The 17,436-nt window shown below is 68.8% G+C and carries 29 protein-coding genes; 2 read left to right on the top strand and 27 right to left on the bottom strand.

The window, feature by feature from the left end:
- Nucleotides 1-54 precede the first annotated feature (54 nt).
- A complete protein-coding gene (locus tag FJ658_RS10510; RefSeq protein WP_141145322.1) occupies nt 55-1,101 on the top strand; it encodes an ATP-dependent DNA ligase in 1,047 nt (348 codons plus the stop codon).
- Nucleotides 1,102-1,206: 105 nt separating this feature from the next.
- Here FJ658_RS10510 and ligD read toward each other — a convergent pair whose 3' ends face one another.
- The 7 genes from ligD to infA form a co-directional block, all read right to left on the bottom strand.
- Nucleotides 1,207-2,232, bottom strand: coding sequence for a non-homologous end-joining DNA ligase (gene ligD, locus FJ658_RS10505; protein ID WP_141145321.1), 1,026 nt, complete (start codon nt 2,230-2,232; stop codon nt 1,207-1,209).
- A gap of 142 nt (nt 2,233-2,374) precedes the next feature.
- Nucleotides 2,375-2,947 carry a 50S ribosomal protein L17 gene (rplQ, locus tag FJ658_RS10500; protein ID WP_141145320.1) on the bottom strand — a complete coding sequence of 191 codons (573 nt, stop codon included), beginning with the start codon at nt 2,945-2,947 and terminating at the stop codon, nt 2,375-2,377.
- A gap of 41 nt (nt 2,948-2,988) precedes the next feature.
- Entirely contained in the window at nt 2,989-3,984 is a 996-nt protein-coding gene (locus FJ658_RS10495) for a DNA-directed RNA polymerase subunit alpha (RefSeq protein WP_141145319.1), read from the bottom strand.
- A 204-nt stretch (nt 3,985-4,188) separates the two neighbouring features.
- Nucleotides 4,189-4,587 (bottom strand): 30S ribosomal protein S11, encoded by a 399-nt coding sequence (gene rpsK / locus FJ658_RS10490; protein ID WP_141145318.1) that lies wholly within the window; start codon nt 4,585-4,587, stop codon nt 4,189-4,191.
- On the bottom strand, nt 4,587-4,967 hold the full coding sequence (rpsM, locus tag FJ658_RS10485) for a 30S ribosomal protein S13 (RefSeq protein WP_141145317.1): 381 nt from the start codon (nt 4,965-4,967) through the stop codon (nt 4,587-4,589). Before rpsM ends, rpsK begins: the two co-directional genes overlap by 1 nt.
- A 216-nt stretch (nt 4,968-5,183) precedes the next feature.
- Nucleotides 5,184-5,300: a 50S ribosomal protein L36 gene (rpmJ, locus tag FJ658_RS10480; protein ID WP_055821300.1), complete on the bottom strand. Its 117-nt coding sequence runs from the start codon at nt 5,298-5,300 to the stop codon at nt 5,184-5,186.
- Between the two features lie 66 nt (nt 5,301-5,366).
- A complete protein-coding gene (infA, locus tag FJ658_RS10475) occupies nt 5,367-5,588 on the bottom strand; it encodes a translation initiation factor IF-1 (protein ID WP_100365313.1) in 222 nt (73 codons plus the stop codon).
- A gap of 195 nt (nt 5,589-5,783) precedes the next feature.
- On the opposite strand from infA, the gene FJ658_RS10470 reads away from it, so the two are divergent.
- Nucleotides 5,784-6,665: a PHB depolymerase family esterase gene (locus FJ658_RS10470; protein WP_181408416.1), complete on the top strand. Its 882-nt coding sequence runs from the start codon at nt 5,784-5,786 to the stop codon at nt 6,663-6,665.
- Between the two features lie 32 nt (nt 6,666-6,697).
- On the opposite strand, the gene FJ658_RS10465 is transcribed toward FJ658_RS10470, so the two are convergent.
- The 20 genes from FJ658_RS10465 to rplD all read right to left on the bottom strand — a co-directional run bounded on the left by FJ658_RS10465 (nt 6,698) and on the right by rplD (nt 17,434).
- Complete coding sequence (locus FJ658_RS10465) at nt 6,698-7,288, bottom strand: adenylate kinase (RefSeq protein WP_141145315.1); 591 nt, start codon at nt 7,286-7,288, stop codon at nt 6,698-6,700.
- Nucleotides 7,285-8,619: a preprotein translocase subunit SecY gene (gene secY / locus FJ658_RS10460; protein WP_141145314.1), complete on the bottom strand. Its 1,335-nt coding sequence runs from the start codon at nt 8,617-8,619 to the stop codon at nt 7,285-7,287. Before secY ends, FJ658_RS10465 begins: the two co-directional genes overlap by 4 nt.
- Nucleotides 8,620-8,709: 90 nt before the next feature.
- Nucleotides 8,710-9,438, bottom strand: a complete 729-nt coding sequence (gene rplO, locus FJ658_RS10455) for a 50S ribosomal protein L15 (RefSeq protein ID WP_141145313.1) — start codon at nt 9,436-9,438, stop codon at nt 8,710-8,712.
- Nucleotides 9,438-9,623, bottom strand: coding sequence for a 50S ribosomal protein L30 (gene rpmD / locus FJ658_RS10450; protein WP_141145312.1), 186 nt, complete (start codon nt 9,621-9,623; stop codon nt 9,438-9,440). The genes rplO and rpmD overlap by 1 nt, the downstream gene beginning before the upstream one ends.
- Nucleotides 9,623-10,354 carry a 30S ribosomal protein S5 gene (gene rpsE / locus FJ658_RS10445; RefSeq protein ID WP_141145311.1) on the bottom strand — a complete coding sequence of 244 codons (732 nt, stop codon included), beginning with the start codon at nt 10,352-10,354 and terminating at the stop codon, nt 9,623-9,625. Before rpsE ends, rpmD begins: the two co-directional genes overlap by 1 nt.
- Nucleotides 10,351-10,710, bottom strand: a complete 360-nt coding sequence (gene rplR / locus FJ658_RS10440; protein WP_141145310.1) for a 50S ribosomal protein L18 — start codon at nt 10,708-10,710, stop codon at nt 10,351-10,353. Before rplR ends, rpsE begins: the two co-directional genes overlap by 4 nt.
- 2 nt (nt 10,711-10,712) lie before the next feature.
- The gene (gene rplF, locus FJ658_RS10435) at nt 10,713-11,249 is read right to left on the bottom strand and encodes a 50S ribosomal protein L6 (RefSeq protein ID WP_141145309.1); all 537 of its coding nucleotides are present in this window, start codon (nt 11,247-11,249) and stop codon (nt 10,713-10,715) included.
- Between the two features lie 6 nt (nt 11,250-11,255).
- Entirely contained in the window at nt 11,256-11,654 is a 399-nt protein-coding gene (gene rpsH, locus FJ658_RS10430; RefSeq protein WP_141145308.1) for a 30S ribosomal protein S8, read from the bottom strand.
- Nucleotides 11,655-11,769: 115 nt separating this feature from the next.
- Nucleotides 11,770-12,348: a 50S ribosomal protein L5 gene (gene rplE, locus FJ658_RS10425; RefSeq protein WP_141145307.1), complete on the bottom strand. Its 579-nt coding sequence runs from the start codon at nt 12,346-12,348 to the stop codon at nt 11,770-11,772.
- A complete protein-coding gene (gene rplX, locus FJ658_RS10420; protein WP_141145306.1) occupies nt 12,348-12,707 on the bottom strand; it encodes a 50S ribosomal protein L24 in 360 nt (119 codons plus the stop codon). The genes rplE and rplX overlap by 1 nt, the downstream gene beginning before the upstream one ends.
- A 3-nt stretch (nt 12,708-12,710) precedes the next feature.
- Entirely contained in the window at nt 12,711-13,079 is a 369-nt protein-coding gene (gene rplN / locus FJ658_RS10415) for a 50S ribosomal protein L14 (RefSeq protein ID WP_141145305.1), read from the bottom strand.
- Nucleotides 13,080-13,082: 3 nt separating this feature from the next.
- Nucleotides 13,083-13,400, bottom strand: coding sequence for a 30S ribosomal protein S17 (gene rpsQ, locus FJ658_RS10410; protein WP_141145304.1), 318 nt, complete (start codon nt 13,398-13,400; stop codon nt 13,083-13,085).
- Nucleotides 13,400-13,723: a 50S ribosomal protein L29 gene (gene rpmC, locus FJ658_RS10405; protein ID WP_141145303.1), complete on the bottom strand. Its 324-nt coding sequence runs from the start codon at nt 13,721-13,723 to the stop codon at nt 13,400-13,402. Before rpmC ends, rpsQ begins: the two co-directional genes overlap by 1 nt.
- Nucleotides 13,723-14,142, bottom strand: coding sequence for a 50S ribosomal protein L16 (gene rplP, locus FJ658_RS10400; RefSeq protein WP_141145302.1), 420 nt, complete (start codon nt 14,140-14,142; stop codon nt 13,723-13,725). Before rplP ends, rpmC begins: the two co-directional genes overlap by 1 nt.
- Before the next feature lie 3 nt (nt 14,143-14,145).
- On the bottom strand, nt 14,146-14,901 hold the full coding sequence (gene rpsC / locus FJ658_RS10395; RefSeq protein WP_141145301.1) for a 30S ribosomal protein S3: 756 nt from the start codon (nt 14,899-14,901) through the stop codon (nt 14,146-14,148).
- The gene (rplV, locus tag FJ658_RS10390) at nt 14,901-15,305 is read right to left on the bottom strand and encodes a 50S ribosomal protein L22 (protein ID WP_141145300.1); all 405 of its coding nucleotides are present in this window, start codon (nt 15,303-15,305) and stop codon (nt 14,901-14,903) included. The genes rpsC and rplV overlap by 1 nt, the downstream gene beginning before the upstream one ends.
- Before the next feature lie 23 nt (nt 15,306-15,328).
- The gene (gene rpsS / locus FJ658_RS10385; protein WP_141145299.1) at nt 15,329-15,610 is read right to left on the bottom strand and encodes a 30S ribosomal protein S19; all 282 of its coding nucleotides are present in this window, start codon (nt 15,608-15,610) and stop codon (nt 15,329-15,331) included.
- Nucleotides 15,611-15,628: 18 nt separating this feature from the next.
- Nucleotides 15,629-16,465, bottom strand: a complete 837-nt coding sequence (gene rplB / locus FJ658_RS10380) for a 50S ribosomal protein L2 (protein ID WP_141145298.1) — start codon at nt 16,463-16,465, stop codon at nt 15,629-15,631.
- A 19-nt stretch (nt 16,466-16,484) separates the two neighbouring features.
- Complete coding sequence (gene rplW, locus FJ658_RS10375) at nt 16,485-16,784, bottom strand: 50S ribosomal protein L23 (RefSeq protein WP_141145297.1); 300 nt, start codon at nt 16,782-16,784, stop codon at nt 16,485-16,487.
- Complete coding sequence (gene rplD / locus FJ658_RS10370) at nt 16,781-17,434, bottom strand: 50S ribosomal protein L4 (RefSeq protein WP_141145296.1); 654 nt, start codon at nt 17,432-17,434, stop codon at nt 16,781-16,783. Before rplD ends, rplW begins: the two co-directional genes overlap by 4 nt.
- Nucleotides 17,435-17,436: the final 2 nt, after the last annotated feature.

The following is a 17,436-nucleotide window of genomic DNA, read 5'->3' as shown; positions in this document are numbered from 1 at the left end:
GGCAGGATCGTCGACGCCGGCGAGCTCCTCCGCGGGGAGCTCGCCGGCGGCCCCATGCTGGCCAAGGCCGTCGCCGCCGTGCCCGACGCCGACGCGATCGCCGGGGGCTACGCCTATGAGCCCAAGTGGGACGGCTTCCGGGCGATCGTGGCCGTCGGCGCCGGAAGCTCGGGCATCTCGGTCGAGATCGGCAGCCGCGGATCGAAGCCGCTGACCCGCTACTTCCCCGAGCTGCTGGATGCGGTGGCCGCCCAGCTGCCGCCGGGCACCGTCGTCGACGGCGAGATCGTGCTGCGCGCGAGCGGTGGCACGGGCACCGGCTCGGGCGAGCGGCTCGACTGGGAGGCGCTGTCGCAGCGCATCCACCCCGCCGCGAGCCGGGTCGCGAAGCTCGCCGCCGAGACCCCGGCGTCGCTCGTCGTCTTCGACCTGCTGCGCACCGCCGACGACCCCGACCTGCACGCGCACCCCTTCGCCGAGCGTCGAGCCGCGCTCGAGCGCCTGCTCGTCGACGCGCGCCCGCCGCTGCACCTCTCGGTGCTCGGCCGCGACGCCGACGACGCACGGCGATGGCTCGACGAGTTCGAGGGCGCCGGGCTCGACGGCGTCGTCGCCAAGCCGCTCGCCGCGCCGTACGCGCCCGGCAAGCGCGTGCTGCTCAAGATCAAGCACGCCCGCACCGCCGACGTCGTGCTCACGGGCTACCGGATGCACAAGTCGGGCGAGGGCGTGGGCTCGCTGCTGCTCGGCCTCTACGGCGACGACGGCGAGCTGCACCGCGTTGGCGGGGTCTCGGCGTTCACGACCGCCCGCCGCCGCGAGCTGATCGACGAGCTCGCGCCGCTGGTCGCCCTGGATGCGCACGGCGAGGCGCTGCGCGGCGAGGACGACCGCACCCGCTTCACCGGCTCGCGCGACACCGGCTTCGTCGTGCTGCGGCCCGAGCGCGTGCTCGAGGTGCGCTACGACCAGATGGAGGGCGCGCGCTTCCGACACACGGCGCAGTTCGAGCGCTGGCGGCCCGACCGCGAGCCGCGGTCGTGCACCTTCGCCCAACTCGAGGTGCCTGCCGCCTACGACCTGGGCGCGCTGCTCGACTGAGCGGCCAGGGGGACTGCGCGCCCAGGGAGAGTGAGCGGTCGGGGAGACCGCGCGGCCGGCGAGCCAGAACGGTCGACGAAACCGCCCAGCACCGCGCCGCGCCGCCTAGTCCTGCTCCTTGCGCGCCCGACTCGGGGCCACCCGCGGCGGCTCGCCGGGCATCTTCGGGTAGTCGGGCGGATAGACGAGGTCGCCGAGACCGGCAGCCAGGTCCCGCTCCCACCACTCCAGCAGCGGCGCGAGCGATCCGGCCGAGTCGTGCAGCCCCGCCCACGGATCGCCGAGGTCGGCGAGGCGCTGGGGCACCGTGCGGATCGTGAACGCGGTCGGGTCGACGTCGTCGAGCTCGTCCCAGGTCAGCGGCGTCGAGACGGTCGCCCCGGGCAGCGCCCGCGGGCTGTACGCGCCGGCCGTCGTGCGGTCGCGCGCCGCCTGGTTGTAGTCGAGGAAGATGCGCTCGCCGCGCTCCTCCTTCCACCACGACGTCGTCACGTCATCGGGACGTCGCCGTTCGAGCTCGCGCGCCGCGGCGATCACCGCGTGGCGCACCTCGATGAAGTCGTGCTCGGCGACGATCGGTGCGATCAGGTGCAGCCCGCGACTGCCCGAGGTCTTCACCGCGGCGGTCAGTCCGGCCTCGGACAGCACCTCGCGCATCCCGTGGGCCACCGAGATCACGTCGCGGAAGTCGGTGCCGGGCTGCGGGTCGAGGTCGATGCGCAGCTCGTCGGGGTGGTCGGTGTCGCCGGCGCGCGAGGGCCACGGGTGGAACACGACCGTGTTCATCTGCGCCATCCACACGAGCGCGGCGGCCTCGTCGGCGACGAGCTGCGGATGCGTGCGCCCGCTCGGGTACGTCACGTCGACGGTTCGGATCCAGTCGGGCGTGCCCTTGGGCGGGTTCTTCGAGAAGAACCACTCCCCCGAGACGTCGCCGCCGAAGCGCTGCAGCGAGATCGGCCGATCCCCGTTGTGCGCGAGGAACGCCGGCGCGACGGCGACCAGGTACTCGGCCAGCTCCAGCTTGGTGACGCCGGCCTCGGGCCAGATCACGCGGCTCGGGCTCGACACGCGCATCTCGCGCACGCCGTCGGGACCGGGGACCTCGAGCGTCGTCGCCTCACTCGCCATGCGGTCACGCTAACCGCATGCGCGCGCGCACGGAACCCTGGCGCGCGCGGACCGCCGTGCACAGCCGGCCGCGACGACGAAGGCCCCGCCGGCGAACCGGCGGGGCCTTCTTGCTGCTGACGCGCGGGGCGCGTGAGCGGTGTTACTTCGTGTCGTCCTCGGCGGGAGCCTCAGCGGCCTCCTCGGCCTCGACGCCCTCGACCTCGGCCACCTCGGCGTCGGTCTCGGCGGCGTCCGCATCCTCGACGACCTCGGTCTCCTCGACCGTGGTCTCCTCGGCCGGCGTCTCCTCGACGGGAGCGACCTTGGTCTCGGCGCGCTTCGCCGACTTGGTCGACGAGGCGGGCTTCTTCGAGACGGGCTCGAGCACGAGCTCGATCACGGCCATGGGGGCGTTGTCGCCCTTGCGGAAGCCGGTCTTGACGATGCGCGTGTAGCCGCCCTCGCGGTCGGCCACCTGCGGCGCGATCTCGGTGAACAGCTTGTGCACGACGCCCTTGTCGCCGATCGTGCCGAGCACGCGGCGACGCGCGTGCAGGTCTCCGCGCTTGGCGAAGGTGATCAGGCGCTCGGCGACCGGACGCAGGCGCTTGGCCTTGGTCTCGGTCGTCTGGATGCGCTCGTGCGTGAACAGCGCGGCGGCGAGGTTCGCGAGCATCAGGCGCTCGTGCGCCGGTCCGCCTCCGAGGCGGGGTCCCTTGGTGGGCTTAGGCATTGTCTATTTCTCCAGTGTTGCGAAGTCGATCAGCGTCTGAGTCAGACGTTGGTGGTGTCGTCGTCGTAGCCGCCGTAGAAGTGGGCGCCGTCGAAACCGGGGACGCTGTCCTTGAGCGACAGTCCGAGCTCGACGAGCTTGTCCTTGACCTCGTCGACCGACTTCTGACCGAAGTTGCGGATGTTCATGAGCTGCGTCTCCGAGAGGGCGACGAGCTCGCTGACCGTGTTGATGCCCTCGCGCTTGAGGCAGTTGTAGCTGCGCACCGAGAGGTCGAGGTCCTCGATGGGCATCGACAGCTCGGAGCTGAGGACGGCGTCGACCGGGGCGGGCCCGATCTCGATGCCCTCGGCCTGCGTGTTGAGCTCGCGGGCGAGACCGAACAGCTCGACCAGGGTGCGGCCGGCCGAGGCGATCGCGTCGCGCGGGGTGATCGCCGGCTTCGACTCGACGTCGACCACGAGGCGGTCGAAGTCGGTGCGCTCGCCGGCGCGGGTGGCCTCGACGCGGTAGGTGACCTTGAGCACGGGCGAGTAGATCGAGTCGATCGGGATCTGGCCCGCCTCGCTGAACTCGCTGCGGTTCTGGGTCGCCGAGACGTAGCCGCGGCCGCGCTCGATGGTGAGCTCGAGCTCGAACTTGGCCTTGTCGTTGAGCGTCGCGATGACCAGCTCGGGGTTGTGGATCTCCACACCCGCCGGAGCCGAGATGTCGGCGGCCGTGACCTGGCCCGCGCCCTGCTTGCGCAGGTAGGCGGTGATCGGCTCGTCGTGCTCGCTCGAGACGACGAGGCCCTTGATGTTGAGGACGATCTCGACGACGTCCTCCTTCACACCGGGGACCGTGTCGAACTCGTGCTGGATGCCGTCGATGCGGATGCTGGTGACCGCGGCGCCCGGGATCGAGGAGAGCAGGGTGCGACGCAGGGAGTTGCCGAGGGTGTAGCCGAAGCCGGGCTCGAGGGGCTCGATCACGAACCGCGAGCGGAACTCGGAGATCGTCTCCTCAGAGAGGGTGGGTCGCTGTGCAATGAGCACGTGGTGTCCTTTCAGCGAGAGCGTCCGCCATATGACGCTCACGGAGGTGCAGCGGTTGGCTAGGCCGCCGTTTGTTGAGTTGTGAAGTCTCGGGGCCGGAGCACGACGGAGATCGTGATCCGGTCCGGGTCGACCCGCTCACGGGCCGACCCGGACCGCGTTCCCCCGGTCTGCGCGCGGCAGCTGCTCAGGGGAACGCGGGGATCACACGCGGCGGCGCTTCGGCGGGCGGCATCCGTTGTGCGCCTGGGGCGTCACGTCGTTGATGCTGCCGACCTCGAGGCCCGCGGCCTGGAGCGAGCGGATCGCGGTCTCGCGACCCGAGCCGGGGCCCTTGACGAAGACGTCGACCTTCTTCATGCCGTGCTCCTGCGCCTGGCGGGCAGCCGACTCGGCGGCCATCTGCGCGGCGTAGGGGGTCGACTTGCGCGAGCCCTTGAAGCCGACGCCACCCGAGGAGGCCCAGCTGACGACCGCACCCGACGGGTCGGTGATCGACACGATGGTGTTGTTGAACGTCGACTTGATGTGGGCCTGGCCCACGGCGATGTTCTTCTTCTCCTTGCGGCGCGGCTTGCGCGCGGAGGTCTTCGGGGTGGCCATTACTTCTTGCCTGCCTTCTTCTTGCCGGCGACGGTGCGCTTCGGGCCCTTGCGGGTGCGGGCGTTGGTCTTGGTGCGCTGACCGCGGACCGGGAGGCCGCGACGGTGGCGCAGACCCTCGTACGAGCCGATCTCGACCTTGCGGCGGATGTCGGCCTGCACCTCGCGGCGCAGGTCGCCCTCCACCTTGAACGTGCCCTCGATGTAGTCGCGGAGAGCGACGAGCTGGTCGTCGGTCAGATCCTTGACTCGGATGTCACCGGAGATCCCGGTCTCCTTGAGAGTCGCGAGGGCGCGGGTGCGTCCGACTCCGTAGATGTAAGTGAGTGCGACCTCCACGCGCTTGTCGCGCGGGATGTCGACGCCGGCGAGACGTGCCATGTGGCTTGCTCCTGGGTGTCGTGGAGGTGTGGTGCGCTGCCGGTGCCCGGGCCTCCAACCCGAGGTGTCCCCGTGCTCACGTGGTGAGCGCGGATCTGGTGGCGCTGTCTGGATGTATTGAGTTATCGGTGTCGCAGGTCTTCCGTGGCCTGGCAGGGTGTCCGAAGCCCGGAGGGCTTCGGCGACAGGGGCAGAAGGTCCGAAAGGACCTTCTGCTTATCCCTGTCGCTGCTTGTGGCGCGGGTTGCTCTTGCAGATCACCATGACGCGGCCGTTGCGGCGGATCACCTTGCAGTGGTCGCAGATCGGCTTGACGCTGGGGTTGACCTTCATGTTCTTCTTCTCTCGCTGTCTTCGTGCGCGCCCAGATGTGGGCGGCCGTTACCTGACGAGCGGGTCTTACTTGTAGCGGTAGACGATCCGGCCGCGGGTCAGGTCGTAGGGGCTCAGCTCCACGATCACGCGGTCCTCGGGGAGGATGCGGATGTAGTGCTGGCGCATCTTGCCCGAGATGTGGGCGAGAACCTTGTGTCCGTTGCTGAGCTCAACGCGGAACATCGCGTTGGGCAGCGCTTCGAGCACGGATCCTTCGATCTCGATGACTCCGTCTTTCTTGGCCATACCCTCTTCGTTACGTCGTTCGACCGCAGGTCATGCGGGTGGGATGTCAGTGCGATTGCACGCGAATACGCGGGCGCAGAGCACCAAGGGTCGAGCTTACGCCATGCCCGGGCTTTTCGCCAAGCCGGGTGTACACTCCCCCGCCCGCCCCGTTCGGCTCGTGCCCGGCGCCGCCGTCTCGTCCAGACTGGAGGCGTGGATGCGCAGCCGCCGACCTCGCCCGACGACGGCGTCGTGCGGCTCGAGCGGCGCACACTGCACCACGGCGGGCGCGAGCGCCCCCTGCTCGTGGCGCGGCCACCATCCCCTCTTGTCGGCGGCCCGCTGCTGCTCGTGCTGCACGGATCGAACGGCACCGGCGCGACCGTGCGGCGCGCGGCCGGGCGCGACTTCGACACGCTGGCACGTGACGCCGGCGCGGCGGTGATCTACCCGACCGGCTTCCGGCGGCACTGGAACGACGCCCGCGTCCGTCTGCCGTTCGCGGCGCGACGGGAGGAGGTCGACGACGTCGGCTTCCTGCGGGCGATCGTCGCCGCGAGCGTGCACGCCGACGGCATCGACCCGGAGCGGGTCGTGGCCGCGGGCTTCTCCAACGGCGGCGCGATGGTGAACCGCCTCGCGCACGAGGCGCCCGAGCTGCTGGCCGGCGCCGTCATGATCGGGGCGACTCAGCCGGCGCCGGGCAATGTCATCCCGCTCCCGCCGCCCGGCCCGGCGGTGCCCCTGATGCTCGTGCACGGCACGCGGGATGCCACCGTCCCCTACGAGGGCGGCGAGAGCTCCGTGTTCGGCCTGAACTCGCGCGGGCCGGGGCTGTCGGCACCGCAGACGTTGCTCTACTGGGCCGCGAGGAACGGCCTGGATGCGGCGCGGGCCGTCGCCGAGGTCGTCGCCCGCGACGACGCGGGTGCGCCGGCCGTCGAACGGCTGGCCGTCGACGACGAGCTCGGTCGCGTCGCCCTGTACAGCGTGATCGGCGGCGGCCACACGATCCCGTCGAGTGCGCATCCTGTCGGCGGGGGCTTCACGGTCGTGGGGGCGATGACCGCCGACCTCGCCGCTCTGCGCGGCTGAGCTCGAGCGCCGGAAAGCGGCGCGCGACGGACTCAGGCGCTGACGGTCTCGAGACCGCGCGAGGCGAGAGCCGAGAAGATGCGCTGGGTGACCTCGTCGACCGTGCCGAGTCCGTCGACCTCGACCAGGAGCCCGCGGTCGCGGTAGGCCGCGATGAGCGGCTCCGTCTCGCGCGCGTAGACCTCCTGGCGGTGGGCGATGGCCTCCTCGGAGTCGTCGAGACGACCCTGCTCGACCGCGCGCTTGCGCAGACGGCGCACGATCTCATCGCGGTCGGCGACCAGGCGCACGACCGCGTCGAGCTCGTGACCGTGCGACGAGAGCAGCTCGTCGAGGTACTCGACCTGCTGCGTCGTGCGGGGGTAGCCGTCGAGCAGGAAGCCCTCGCCCGCGTCCGCCTCCGAGAGGCGGTCGGTCACGAGCGCGTTCGTCAGCTCGTCGGGCACGTAGTCGCCCGCATCCACGATCGCCTTGACTCGCAGGCCCAGCTCGGTCTCGTTCTTGATGTTGGCGCGGAAGATGTCGCCGGTCGAGATCGTCGGGATGCCGTAGGCGGCGACGATGCGCTCGGCCTGCGTGCCCTTGCCGACCCCGGGCGGGCCCACGATGAGCAGCCGGGTCATCGCAGCAGCCCCTCGTAGTGGCGCTGCTGCAGCTGCGAGTCGATCTGCTTCACGGTCTCGAGGCCGACGCCGACCATGATCAGGATGCTCGTGCCGCCGAACGGGAAGTTCTGGTTGGCGTTGATCGCGACGAGCGCGATCAGCGGGATGAGCGCGATCAGGCCGAGGTAGATCGAGCCCGGCAGCGTGACGCGGGTGAGCACGTAGTCGAGGTACTCCGCCGTCGGACGGCCCGCGCGGATGCCGGGGATGAAGCCGCCGTACTTCTTCATGTTGTCGGCGACCTCTTCGGGGTTGAAGGTGATCGCGACGTAGAAGTAGGTGAAGCCGACGATGAGCAGGAAGTACAGCGCCATGTACAGCGGGTGGTCGCCGCGCGTGAGGTAGTCGGTGATCCACTGAACCCACGGCTGGGCGGCCTGGCCCGACGGCGGCGCGTTGAACTGGGCGATGAGCGCCGGCAGGTACAGCAGCGACGAGGCGAAGATGACGGGCACGACGCCGGCCATGTTGACCTTGATCGGGATGTACGTGTTGTTGCCGCCGTAGGTGCGTCGGCCGACCATCCGCTTGGCGTACTGCACCGGGATGCGTCTCTGCGACTGCTCGACGAAGATGACGGCCGCCACGATCAGGATGCCGATCAGCAAGACCAGGATGAGGGTCTCGATGCCGCGGCTCTGGAAGATCGCGATGAGCGCGCTCGGGAACTGGGCGGCGATCGAGGTGAAGATCAGCAGCGACATGCCGTTGCCGATGCCGCGCTCGGTGATGAGCTCGCCCATCCACATGATGAGGCCGGTGCCGGCGGTCATGGTGATGACCATGAGCAGGATGCCGTACCAGGTGTCGCCGTCGGAGGTGATGAGGGCCGAGCACTCCGCGGTCGCGTTGCCCGTGCCCGAGAACAGGGCGCCCGAGCGGGCGACGGTGATCAGGGTCGTCGACTGGAGGACGCCCAGGGCGATCGTGAGGTAGCGCGTGTACTGCGTCAGCTTGGCCTGGCCCGCCTGGCCCTCCTTGTAGAGGGTGTCGAAGCGGGGGATGACCACGCGCAGCAGCTGCACGATGATCGACGCGGTGATGTACGGCATGATGCCGAGCGCGAAGATCGAGAGCTTCAGCAGCGCTCCGCCGCTGAAGAGGTTGACGAGGGTGTAGAGACCCGAGGCTCCGGCGTTGCCGTTCACACAGGCCTGCACGTTCGAGAAGTCGACGAACGGGGCCGGGATGAACGAGCCGATGCGGAACAGAGCGACGATGGCGATCGTGAACGCGATCTTGCGTCGCAGGTCAGGCGTCCGGAAGATCCGCGCGACGGCACTGAACACTGGGGAGATCCTTCCGGAGGGGTGGGGTGCCGGGGAAACCGGCTGAGGCGGTCCGACAGCTGGTGGGCTGCCGGACCGCCTCGGCGTCGACTACTTGATCGAGCCGCCGGCGGCGACGATCTTCTGCTCAGCAGAGCTCGAGACCTTGTCGACCGCGACGTTCAGCTTAACCGCAATCTCGCCGTCGCCCAGAACCTTGACCTTCTCGTTCTTGCGAACGGCACCCTTGGCGACCAGGTCGCTGATGGTGACGTCGCCACCCTTGGGGTACAGCTCCGAGAGCTTGTCGAGGTTGACGACCTGGTACTCCACCCGGAACGGGTTCTTGAAGCCGCGGAGCTTCGGAGCGCGCATGACCGAGTTCAGGTTGCCGCCCTCGAGACCCGGACGCACCTGGTAGCGCGCCTTGGTTCCCTTGGTTCCGCGACCCGCGGTCTTGCCCTTCGAGCCCTCACCGCGACCTACGCGGGTGCGGTCCTTCTTGGCACCGGCGGCCGGACGGAGGTGGTGCGCCTTCAGCACCTGAGGACGCTGGGCGACCTCCTCCTTCTTGGCCGGAGCCTTCTTGGCGGCGGGCTTCGCCGCCGTGGTCGACTTCTCCGCGGCAGCGGCGGTGTCGTCCTTGGCAGCGGCCTTGGCGGCCGGCTTCTTGGCGGCGGCGGGCTTCTCAGCCGCCGCGGCCTTCTCGGCGGCGGGCTTGGCGGCGGCCTTCTTGGCCGGCGCCTTCTCCGCCGTGGTCTTCTCGGCGGCCGGCTTGGCGGCAGCCTTCTTGGCCGGGGCCTTCACGGCCTCGTCCTTCGTGGCCTTCTCGTCAGCCATCAGTCAATCTCCTCGACCTTCACCAGGTGAGCGACAGTGCGCACGTAGCCGCGGTTGGCCTGCGTGTCCTCGCGCACGACGGTGTCGCCGATGCGCTTGAGACCGAGGCTGCGCAGCGTGTCGCGCTGGTTCTGCTTCTCACTGATCACGGACTTGATCTGGGTCACCTTGAGACGCGCGGCCATCAGGCACCTGCCTTCGCGGTTGCAGCAGCCCGGGCGTCGGCCTCGGCGCGCACGAGGCGCTCCGGGGCGACGGCGTCGAACTCCAGGCCACGACGGGCGGCGACGGCGCGGGGCTCCTCGAGCTGCTTCAGCGCCTCCACCGTCGCGTGGACGATGTTGATCGTGTTCGACGAGCCGAGCGACTTCGACAGCACGTCGTGGATGCCGGCGCACTCGAGCACGGCGCGCACCGGACCACCGGCGATGACGCCGGTACCGGCGGCGGCCGGACGGAGCAGCACGACGCCCGCGGCGGCCTCACCCTGCACGGGGTGCGGGATGGTCGCGGCGGTGCGGGGGACGCGGAAGAAGTTCTTCTTCGCCTCCTCGACGCCCTTGCTGATCGCCAGCGGGACCTCGCGGGCCTTGCCGTAGCCGACGCCCACCATGCCGTTGCCGTCGCCGACGACGACGAGCGCGGTGAAGCTGAAGCGACGACCGCCCTTGACGACCTTCGACACGCGGTTGATGGTCACGACGCGCTCGAGGAACTGGCTGTCACTGTCGCGACCGCCCCGCGAGTTGCGGTCGCGGCTGCTGTTGTCACGACCGCGACCACCGCCGCGGCGGCCCTCGCGCTCGTTCGTCGGCGCCTGGGTGCCGGCAGCGGTCTCCACCGGAGCCTCGTTGACCGTGGCGACGTTGGTCTGCTCGGTCTCGTTGGCCTTCTGGTTCTGGTTCTCGTCGCTCACAGGTTCAATCCGCCCTCTCGAGCTCCCTCGGCGATCGCTGCGACACGACCGGCGTACTTGTTTCCACCGCGGTCGAAGACCACGGTGTCGATGCCGACCTTCTTGGCGCGCTCGGCGACGAGCTCGCCGACCTTGCGGGCCTTGGCGGTCTTGTCGCCGTCGAAGACGCGCAGGTCCGCCTCGAGGGTCGAAGCCGACGCGACGGTCTTGCCGACGGTGTCGTCGACCACCTGGACGAAGACGTGACGCGCCGAACGGGTCACGACGAGGCGCGGACGCTCCGCCGAACCGGCGATGCGCTTGCGCAGACGCGCGTGACGGCGGTTGCGCTGAGCGCTCTTGGAAGTGATAGCCATGATTACTTACCGCTCTTTCCGGCCTTGCGGCGAACGACCTCGCCCGCGTAGCGGACGCCCTTGCCCTTGTAGGGCTCGGGCTTGCGCAGCTTGCGGATGTTCGCGGCGACCTCGCCCACGGCCTGCTTGTCGATGCCGCGGACGGTCAGCTTGTTGTTGCCCTCGACCTCGAACGAGATGCCGGCGGGCGGGTCGACCGTGATGGAGTGCGAGTAGCCCAGGGCGAACTCGACCGAGCTGCCCTTGGCCGTGACGCGGTAGCCCGTGCCGACGACCTCGAGGCCCTTGGAGTAGCCCTCGGTCACGCCGATGATCTGGTTCGAGATCAGGGTGCGGGTCAGGCCGTGCAGCGAGCGCGACTCGCGCTCGTCGTTGGGGCGCGACACGACGACCTGGTTGTCCTCGAGCTTGACCTCGATGGGGTTGGCGACGGTGAGCGAGAGCTCGCCCTTCGGGCCCTTGACGGCGACGGCCTGGCCGTCGACCGTCACGGTGACGCCGGCGGGCACGTCGATGGGGAGACGTCCGATTCGCGACATGTCAGATCACCACACGTAGGCGAGGACTTCCCCACCCACGCCCTTCGAAGTCGCCTGACGGTCCGTGAGCAGACCGGAGGAGGTGGACAGGATCGCGACGCCGAGGCCGCCGAGCACGTGAGGGATCTCGGTCGAGCGTGCGTACACGCGCAGACCGGGCTTCGACACGCGCTTGATGCCGGCGATCGAGCGCTCGCGGTTGGGGCCGTACTTGAGGTCGATGGTCAGCGTCTCGCCCACGCGGGCGGCCTCCACCTTCCAGTCGGCGATGTAGCCCTCGCGCTTGAGGATGTCCGCGATGCGCGCCTTCAGCTTCGACGACGGCAGCGAGACGCTGTCGTGGTAGGCCGAGTTGGCGTTGCGCAGACGGGTCAGCATGTCAGCGACCGGATCGGTCATCGTCATGGTTCAACTGCTTTCTGTTAGTCGGTTTCGGCGAGCGGTACACCGCTGCCGACCTTCTCTAGGGATTCCGACCGGCCGGGGCCGATCGGAAGGTCGACTGATGATCCTATACGGATCAGGCGTCGGCCTTCTTGAACGGGAAGCCGAACGCGCGAAGCAGCGCGCGGCCCTCGTCGTCGTTCTTCGCCGTGGTCACGACCGTGATGTCGAAGCCGCGCACGCGGTCGATGCGGTCCTGGTTGATCTCGTGGAAGATGCTCTGCTCGGCCACACCGAAGGTGTAGTTGCCGTTGCCGTCGAACTGCGTGTCGCTGAGACCGCGGAAGTCGCGGATGCGGGGCAGGGCGAGCGAGGTCAGGCGGTCGAGGAACTCCCACGCGCGGTCGCCGCGGAGGGTGACGTGCGCGCCGATCGGCATGCCCTCGCGCAGCTTGAACTGCGCGATCGACTTGCGGGCCTTGGTGACCTGCGGCTTCTGACCGGTGATCGCGGTCAGGTCGGCGATGGCGCCGTCGATGACCTTCGAGTCACGCGCGGCCTCGCCCACACCGGTGTTGACGACGACCTTGACCAGCCCAGGGACCTGGTGCGGGTTGGTGTAGCCGAACTGCTCGGTGAGCTGCTTGACGATCTCGGTACGGTACTTCGACTTCAGTCGGGGCTGGATTTTGCCAGCCGCAGCAGTCGTGCTCATCAGAGGTTCTCTCCGGACTTCTTCGCGTAGCGAACGCGAACCTGCTTCTTCACGCCGTCCTTCTCGACCGTCTCGACCTTGTGGCCGACGCGGGTCGGCTTCTTGGTCTTCGGGTCGACGAGGGCGACGTTCGAGATGTGGATGGGGGCCTCGTGCGTCTCGATGCCACCGGTCTTGGTGCCGCGCTGGGTCTGTCCGACCTTGACGTGCTTGGTGACGTAGTTGACGCCCTCGACGACGACGCGGTTGCGCTCGACGAGGACCTCGATCACCTTGCCCTGCTTGCCGCGGTCACCGCCGCGAGCCTGCGTGGCGCCGCTGATGACCTGGACGAGGTCGCCCTTCTTGATCTTCGCCATGATTCAGATGACCTCCGGGGCCAGCGAGATGATCTTCATGAACTTCTTGTCGCGAAGCTCACGGCCGACCGGTCCGAAGATGCGGGTGCCACGGGGGTCCCCGTCGCCCTTCAGGATCACGGCGGCGTTCTCGTCGAACTTGATGTAGGAGCCGTCGGGACGACGGGTCTCCTTGCGGGTGCGGACGATGACCGCCTTGACGACGTCGCCCTTCTTGACGTTGCCGCCGGGGATCGCGTCCTTGACCGTGGCGACGATGACGTCACCGAGGCCGGCGTAGCGACGGCCGGAGCCGCCGAGCACGCGGATCGTGAGCAGCTCCTTGGCGCCGGTGTTGTCGGCGACCTTGAGACGGGATTCCTGCTGGATCATGGGTTACTTCGCCTTCTCCGCGATCTCGACCAGGCGCCAGCGCTTCGAGGCCGACAGCGGTCGGGTCTCGGCGATGATCACCAGGTCGCCGATGCCGGCGGTGTTCTGCTCGTCGTGCGCCTTCACCTTGGAGGTGCGGCGGATGACCTTGCCGTACAGCGGGTGCTTCACGCGGTCCTCGACCTCGACGACGATGGTCTTCTCCATCTTGTCGCTGGTCACGTAGCCGCGGCGCACCTTGCGGTAGCCGCGCGCGTTCTCGTCGCGGACGTCGTGAGCGGCGTGCTCGTGGCCCTCGGGGGCCTTCTCGACCTTCGCCATTACTTGCTCGCCTCCTCGGCGTCGTCAGCGGCGGGCGCCTCGTCGGCGGCAGCCTTCTTGGTGGACTTCTTCTTGGTGGCCGGCACCTCGACGGCGGCGGGCGTGGCACGGATGCCCAGCTCGCGCTCGCGGATGACGGTGTAGATGCGCGCGATGTCGCGCTTCACGGCACGAAGACGGCCGTGGCTCTCGAGCTGTCCGGTGGCCGACTGGAAGCGCAGGTTGAACAGCTCCTCCTTGGCCTTCTTGAGCTCCTCGACGAGTCGCTCGTCCTCGAAGGTGTCGAGCTCGACGGGAGCGAGCTCCTTGGATCCGACGGCCATTACGCGTCGCCCTCCTCGCGCTTGATGATGCGTGCCTTGAGGGGCAGCTTGTGGATTGCACGGAGAAGCGCGCCGCGGGCGAGCTCCTCGTTGACGCCGGCGACCTCGAAGAGGACGCGGCCCGGCTTGACGTTCGCGACCCACCACTCCGGCGAGCCCTTACCCGAACCCATGCGGGTCTCGGCGGGCTTCTTGGTCAGCGGGCGGTCGGGGTAGATGTTGATCCACACCTTGCCGCCGCGCTTGATGTGGCGGGTCATCGCGATACGCGCGGCCTCGATCTGACGGTTGGTGACATACGCGGGCGTGAGCGCCTGGATGCCGAACTCGCCGAAGCTGACCTTGGTGCCGCTGGTGGCCTGGCCGGAACGGCCGGGGTGGTGCTGCTTGCGGTGCTTGACCTTACGGGGAATCAGCATGGTTTACGCCTCGGCTCCTGCGGTGACGGGGGCCTCGTTGTTGCGAGGTCCACGGCGTCCGCCGTCACGACGCTCGGGGCGCGACGACTTCTGAGACGCCTGCTCGCGAGCGAGTTCCTTGTTGGTGATGTCGCCCTTGTAGATCCAGACCTTCACGCCGATGCGGCCGAACGTCGTCTTGGCCTCGTAGAAGCCGTAGTCGATGTTCGCGCGCAGCGTGTGCAGGGGCACGCGGCCCTCGCGGTAGAACTCCGAGCGGGACATCTCCGCGCCGCCGAGACGGCCGGAGACCTGGATGCGGATGCCCTTGGCACCGGCGCGCTGCGCGCCCTGCAGGCCCTTGCGCATGGCGCGACGGAACGCGACACGGGCGGAGAGCTGCTCGGCGATGCCCTGCGCGACGAGCTGGGCCTCGGCCTCGGGGTTCTTGACCTCGAGGATGTTGAGCTGGATCTGCTTCTTGGTGAGCTTCTCCAGGTCGGCGCGGATGCGCTCGGCCTCGGCGCCGCGGCGGCCGATCACGATGCCGGGACGGGCGGTGTGGATGTCCACACGCACGCGGTCGCGGGTGCGCTCGATCTCGATCTTCGCGACGCCGGCGCGGTCGAGCTGCGTGGTGAGCAGGCGACGGATGCGCACGTCCTCGGCCACGTAGTCGGCGTAGCGCTGACCCGGCTTGGTCGAGTCGGCGAACCAGCGCGAGGTGTGGTCGGTGGTGATGCCGAGACGGAAGCCGTACGGGTTGACCTTCTGGCCCATTACTTGCTCGCCTTCTTGCTGCCGGCGGCGACCGGGGTCGCGTCCGTCAGCTCGTCCGGGGTCGAGAGCACGACCGTGATGTGGCTGGTGCGCTTGAGGATCTTGAAGGCACGACCCTGGGCACGCGGCTGGAACCGCTTGCGGGTGGCGCCCTCGTCGACCCAGGCACCGGACACGTAGAGGTCCTGCTCGTCGAGGTACTGGTTGCTCGCATCCGCCTTGACGCGGGCGTTCGCAACCGCGGACGCGACGAGCTTGTAGATCGGCTCGCTCGCACCCTGGGGCGCGAACTTCAGGATGGCCAGGGCCTCCTGGGCCTGCTTGCCCTTGATCAGGGCGATGACGCGACGGGCCTTCTGAGGCGTGACGCGGATGTGTCGCACGCGGGCGATGGACTCCACCATTTCTCTCTCCTCCTCGTGTCGCCTTAGCGGCGACGGCCCTTCTTGTCGTCCTTCTCGTGACCGCGGAAGGTGCGGGTCGGCGCGAACTCGCCGAGCTTGTGGCCGACCATGGTCTCGGTCACGAACACGGGGATGTGCTTGCGTCCGTCGTGCACCGCGATGGTGTGACCCAGCATCGCCGGGATGATCATCGAGCGGCGCGACCAGGTCTTGATCACGTTCTTGCTGTTGGCCTCGTTCGCCGTCTGCACCTTGCGAAGCAGGTGGTCGTCGACGAAGGGGCCCTTCTTGAGACTGCGCGGCATCTTCTTCTACCTGACTCTCTAGCGCTTCTTGCCGACGGTGCGACGGCGGACGATGAGCTTGTCGCTCTCCTTGTTCGGGCGACGCGTGCGGCCTTCCTTCTGGCCCCACGGGCTGACCGGGTGGCGTCCACCGGAGGTCTTGCCCTCACCACCACCGTGCGGGTGGTCGATCGGGTTCATCGCGACACCGCGGACAGTCGGGCGCACGCCCTTCCAGCGCAGACGGCCGGCCTTGCCCCAGTTGATGTTCGACTGCTCGGCGTTGCCGACCTCGCCGATCGTCGCGCGGCAGCGCAGGTCGACGTTGCGGATCTCGCCCGAGGGCAGACGCAGCTGGGCGTAGGGGCCGTCCTTCGCGACCAGACGCACCGAGGCGCCGGCCGAGCGGGCCATCTTCGCGCCGCCGCCGGGGCGGAGCTCGATGGCGTGGATGACGGTACCCACGGGGATGTTCTTCAGCGGGAGGTTGTTGCCGGGCTTGATGTCCGCGCCGGCGCCGCTCTCGATGATGTCGCCCTGGTTGAGCTTGTTCGGGGCCAGGATGTAGCGCTTGGTGCCGTCCACGAAGTGCAGCAGCGCGATGCGCGCGGTGCGGTTCGGGTCGTACTCGATGTGCGCGACCTTGGCGTTGACGCCGTCCTTGTCGTTGCGACGGAAGTCGATGACGCGGTACTGGCGCTTGTGGCCACCGCCGATGTGGCGGGTGGTGATGCGGCCGGTGTTGTTGCGGCCACCGGACTTCGGCAGCGGCTTCAGCAGCGACTTCTCCGGCGTCGACCGGGTGATCTCGGCGAAGTCGGCGACCGAGGAGCCACGACGACCCGGGGTCGTCGGCTTGTACTTGCGAATAGCCATGAGGTGTTCTCCCTGGTCCTTATCCGACAGCCGTGAAGATGTCGATCGAACCGGACTTGAGCGTGACGATGGCGCGCTTGGTGTCCTTGCGCTTGCCGAGGCCGAAACGCGTGCGGCGGGTCTTGCCGGTGCGGTTGAGCGTGTTCACCGAGGCGACCTTGACGCTGAAGATCTTCTCGATCGCGAGCTTGATCTCGGTCTTGTTCGCACAGGGGTCCACCACGAAGGTGTACTTGCCGTCGTCGATCAGGCCGTAGCTCTTCTCGCTCACGACCGGGGCGATGATGATGTCGCGCGGGTCCTTGTTGTAGCCGCTCATGCGGACACCTCCTGCTTGACCGCGGTCTTGGAGGCCACGAAGGCCTCGAACGCGGCCTGGGTGAAGATGACGTCGTCGCTGACGACCACGTCGTAGGCGTTGAGCTGGTCGGCGTAGAGCACGTGCACCGACGGGACGTTGCGCACGCTCTTGAGGCCGATCTCGTCGTCGCGCTCGAGCACGACGAGCACGTTCTTGACCGCACCGAGGACCTCGAGCACGTTCGTGGCCGTCTTGGTCGAGGGCGCCTCGGCGCCGAAGCCCGTGAAGACGTGGAGGCGCTCGCCGCGCACGCGGTCCGAGAGCACGCCGAGCAGGGCAGCGGCGATCATCTTCTTGGGGGTGCGCTGGCTGTAGTCGCGCGGCACCGGGCCGTGCACGACGCCACCGCCGGTGTGCTCGGGGGCGCGGATCGAGCCCTGACGGCTGCGACCGGTTCCCTTCTGCTTGAACGGCTTGCGACCGGCGCCGGAGACCTCTCCGCGGTTCTTGGTCTTGTGCGTGCCCTGACGCGCGGCGGCGAGCTGCGCGGTCACCACCTGGTGGATGAGGGGCACGTTGGTCTGCACGTCGAAGATCGCGGCGGGGAGGTCGACGGTGCCGACCTTCTTGCCCTTCGCGTCGACGACGTCGAGAGTTGCGTCAGCCATGA

This window comes from Schumannella sp. 10F1B-5-1 (genome assembly GCF_006517535.1).
Taxonomy (GTDB): domain Bacteria; phylum Actinomycetota; class Actinomycetes; order Actinomycetales; family Microbacteriaceae; genus Schumannella.
Note: the sequence above shows the minus strand (reverse complement) of the source record. Positions and strands in the feature narration are given on the sequence as shown.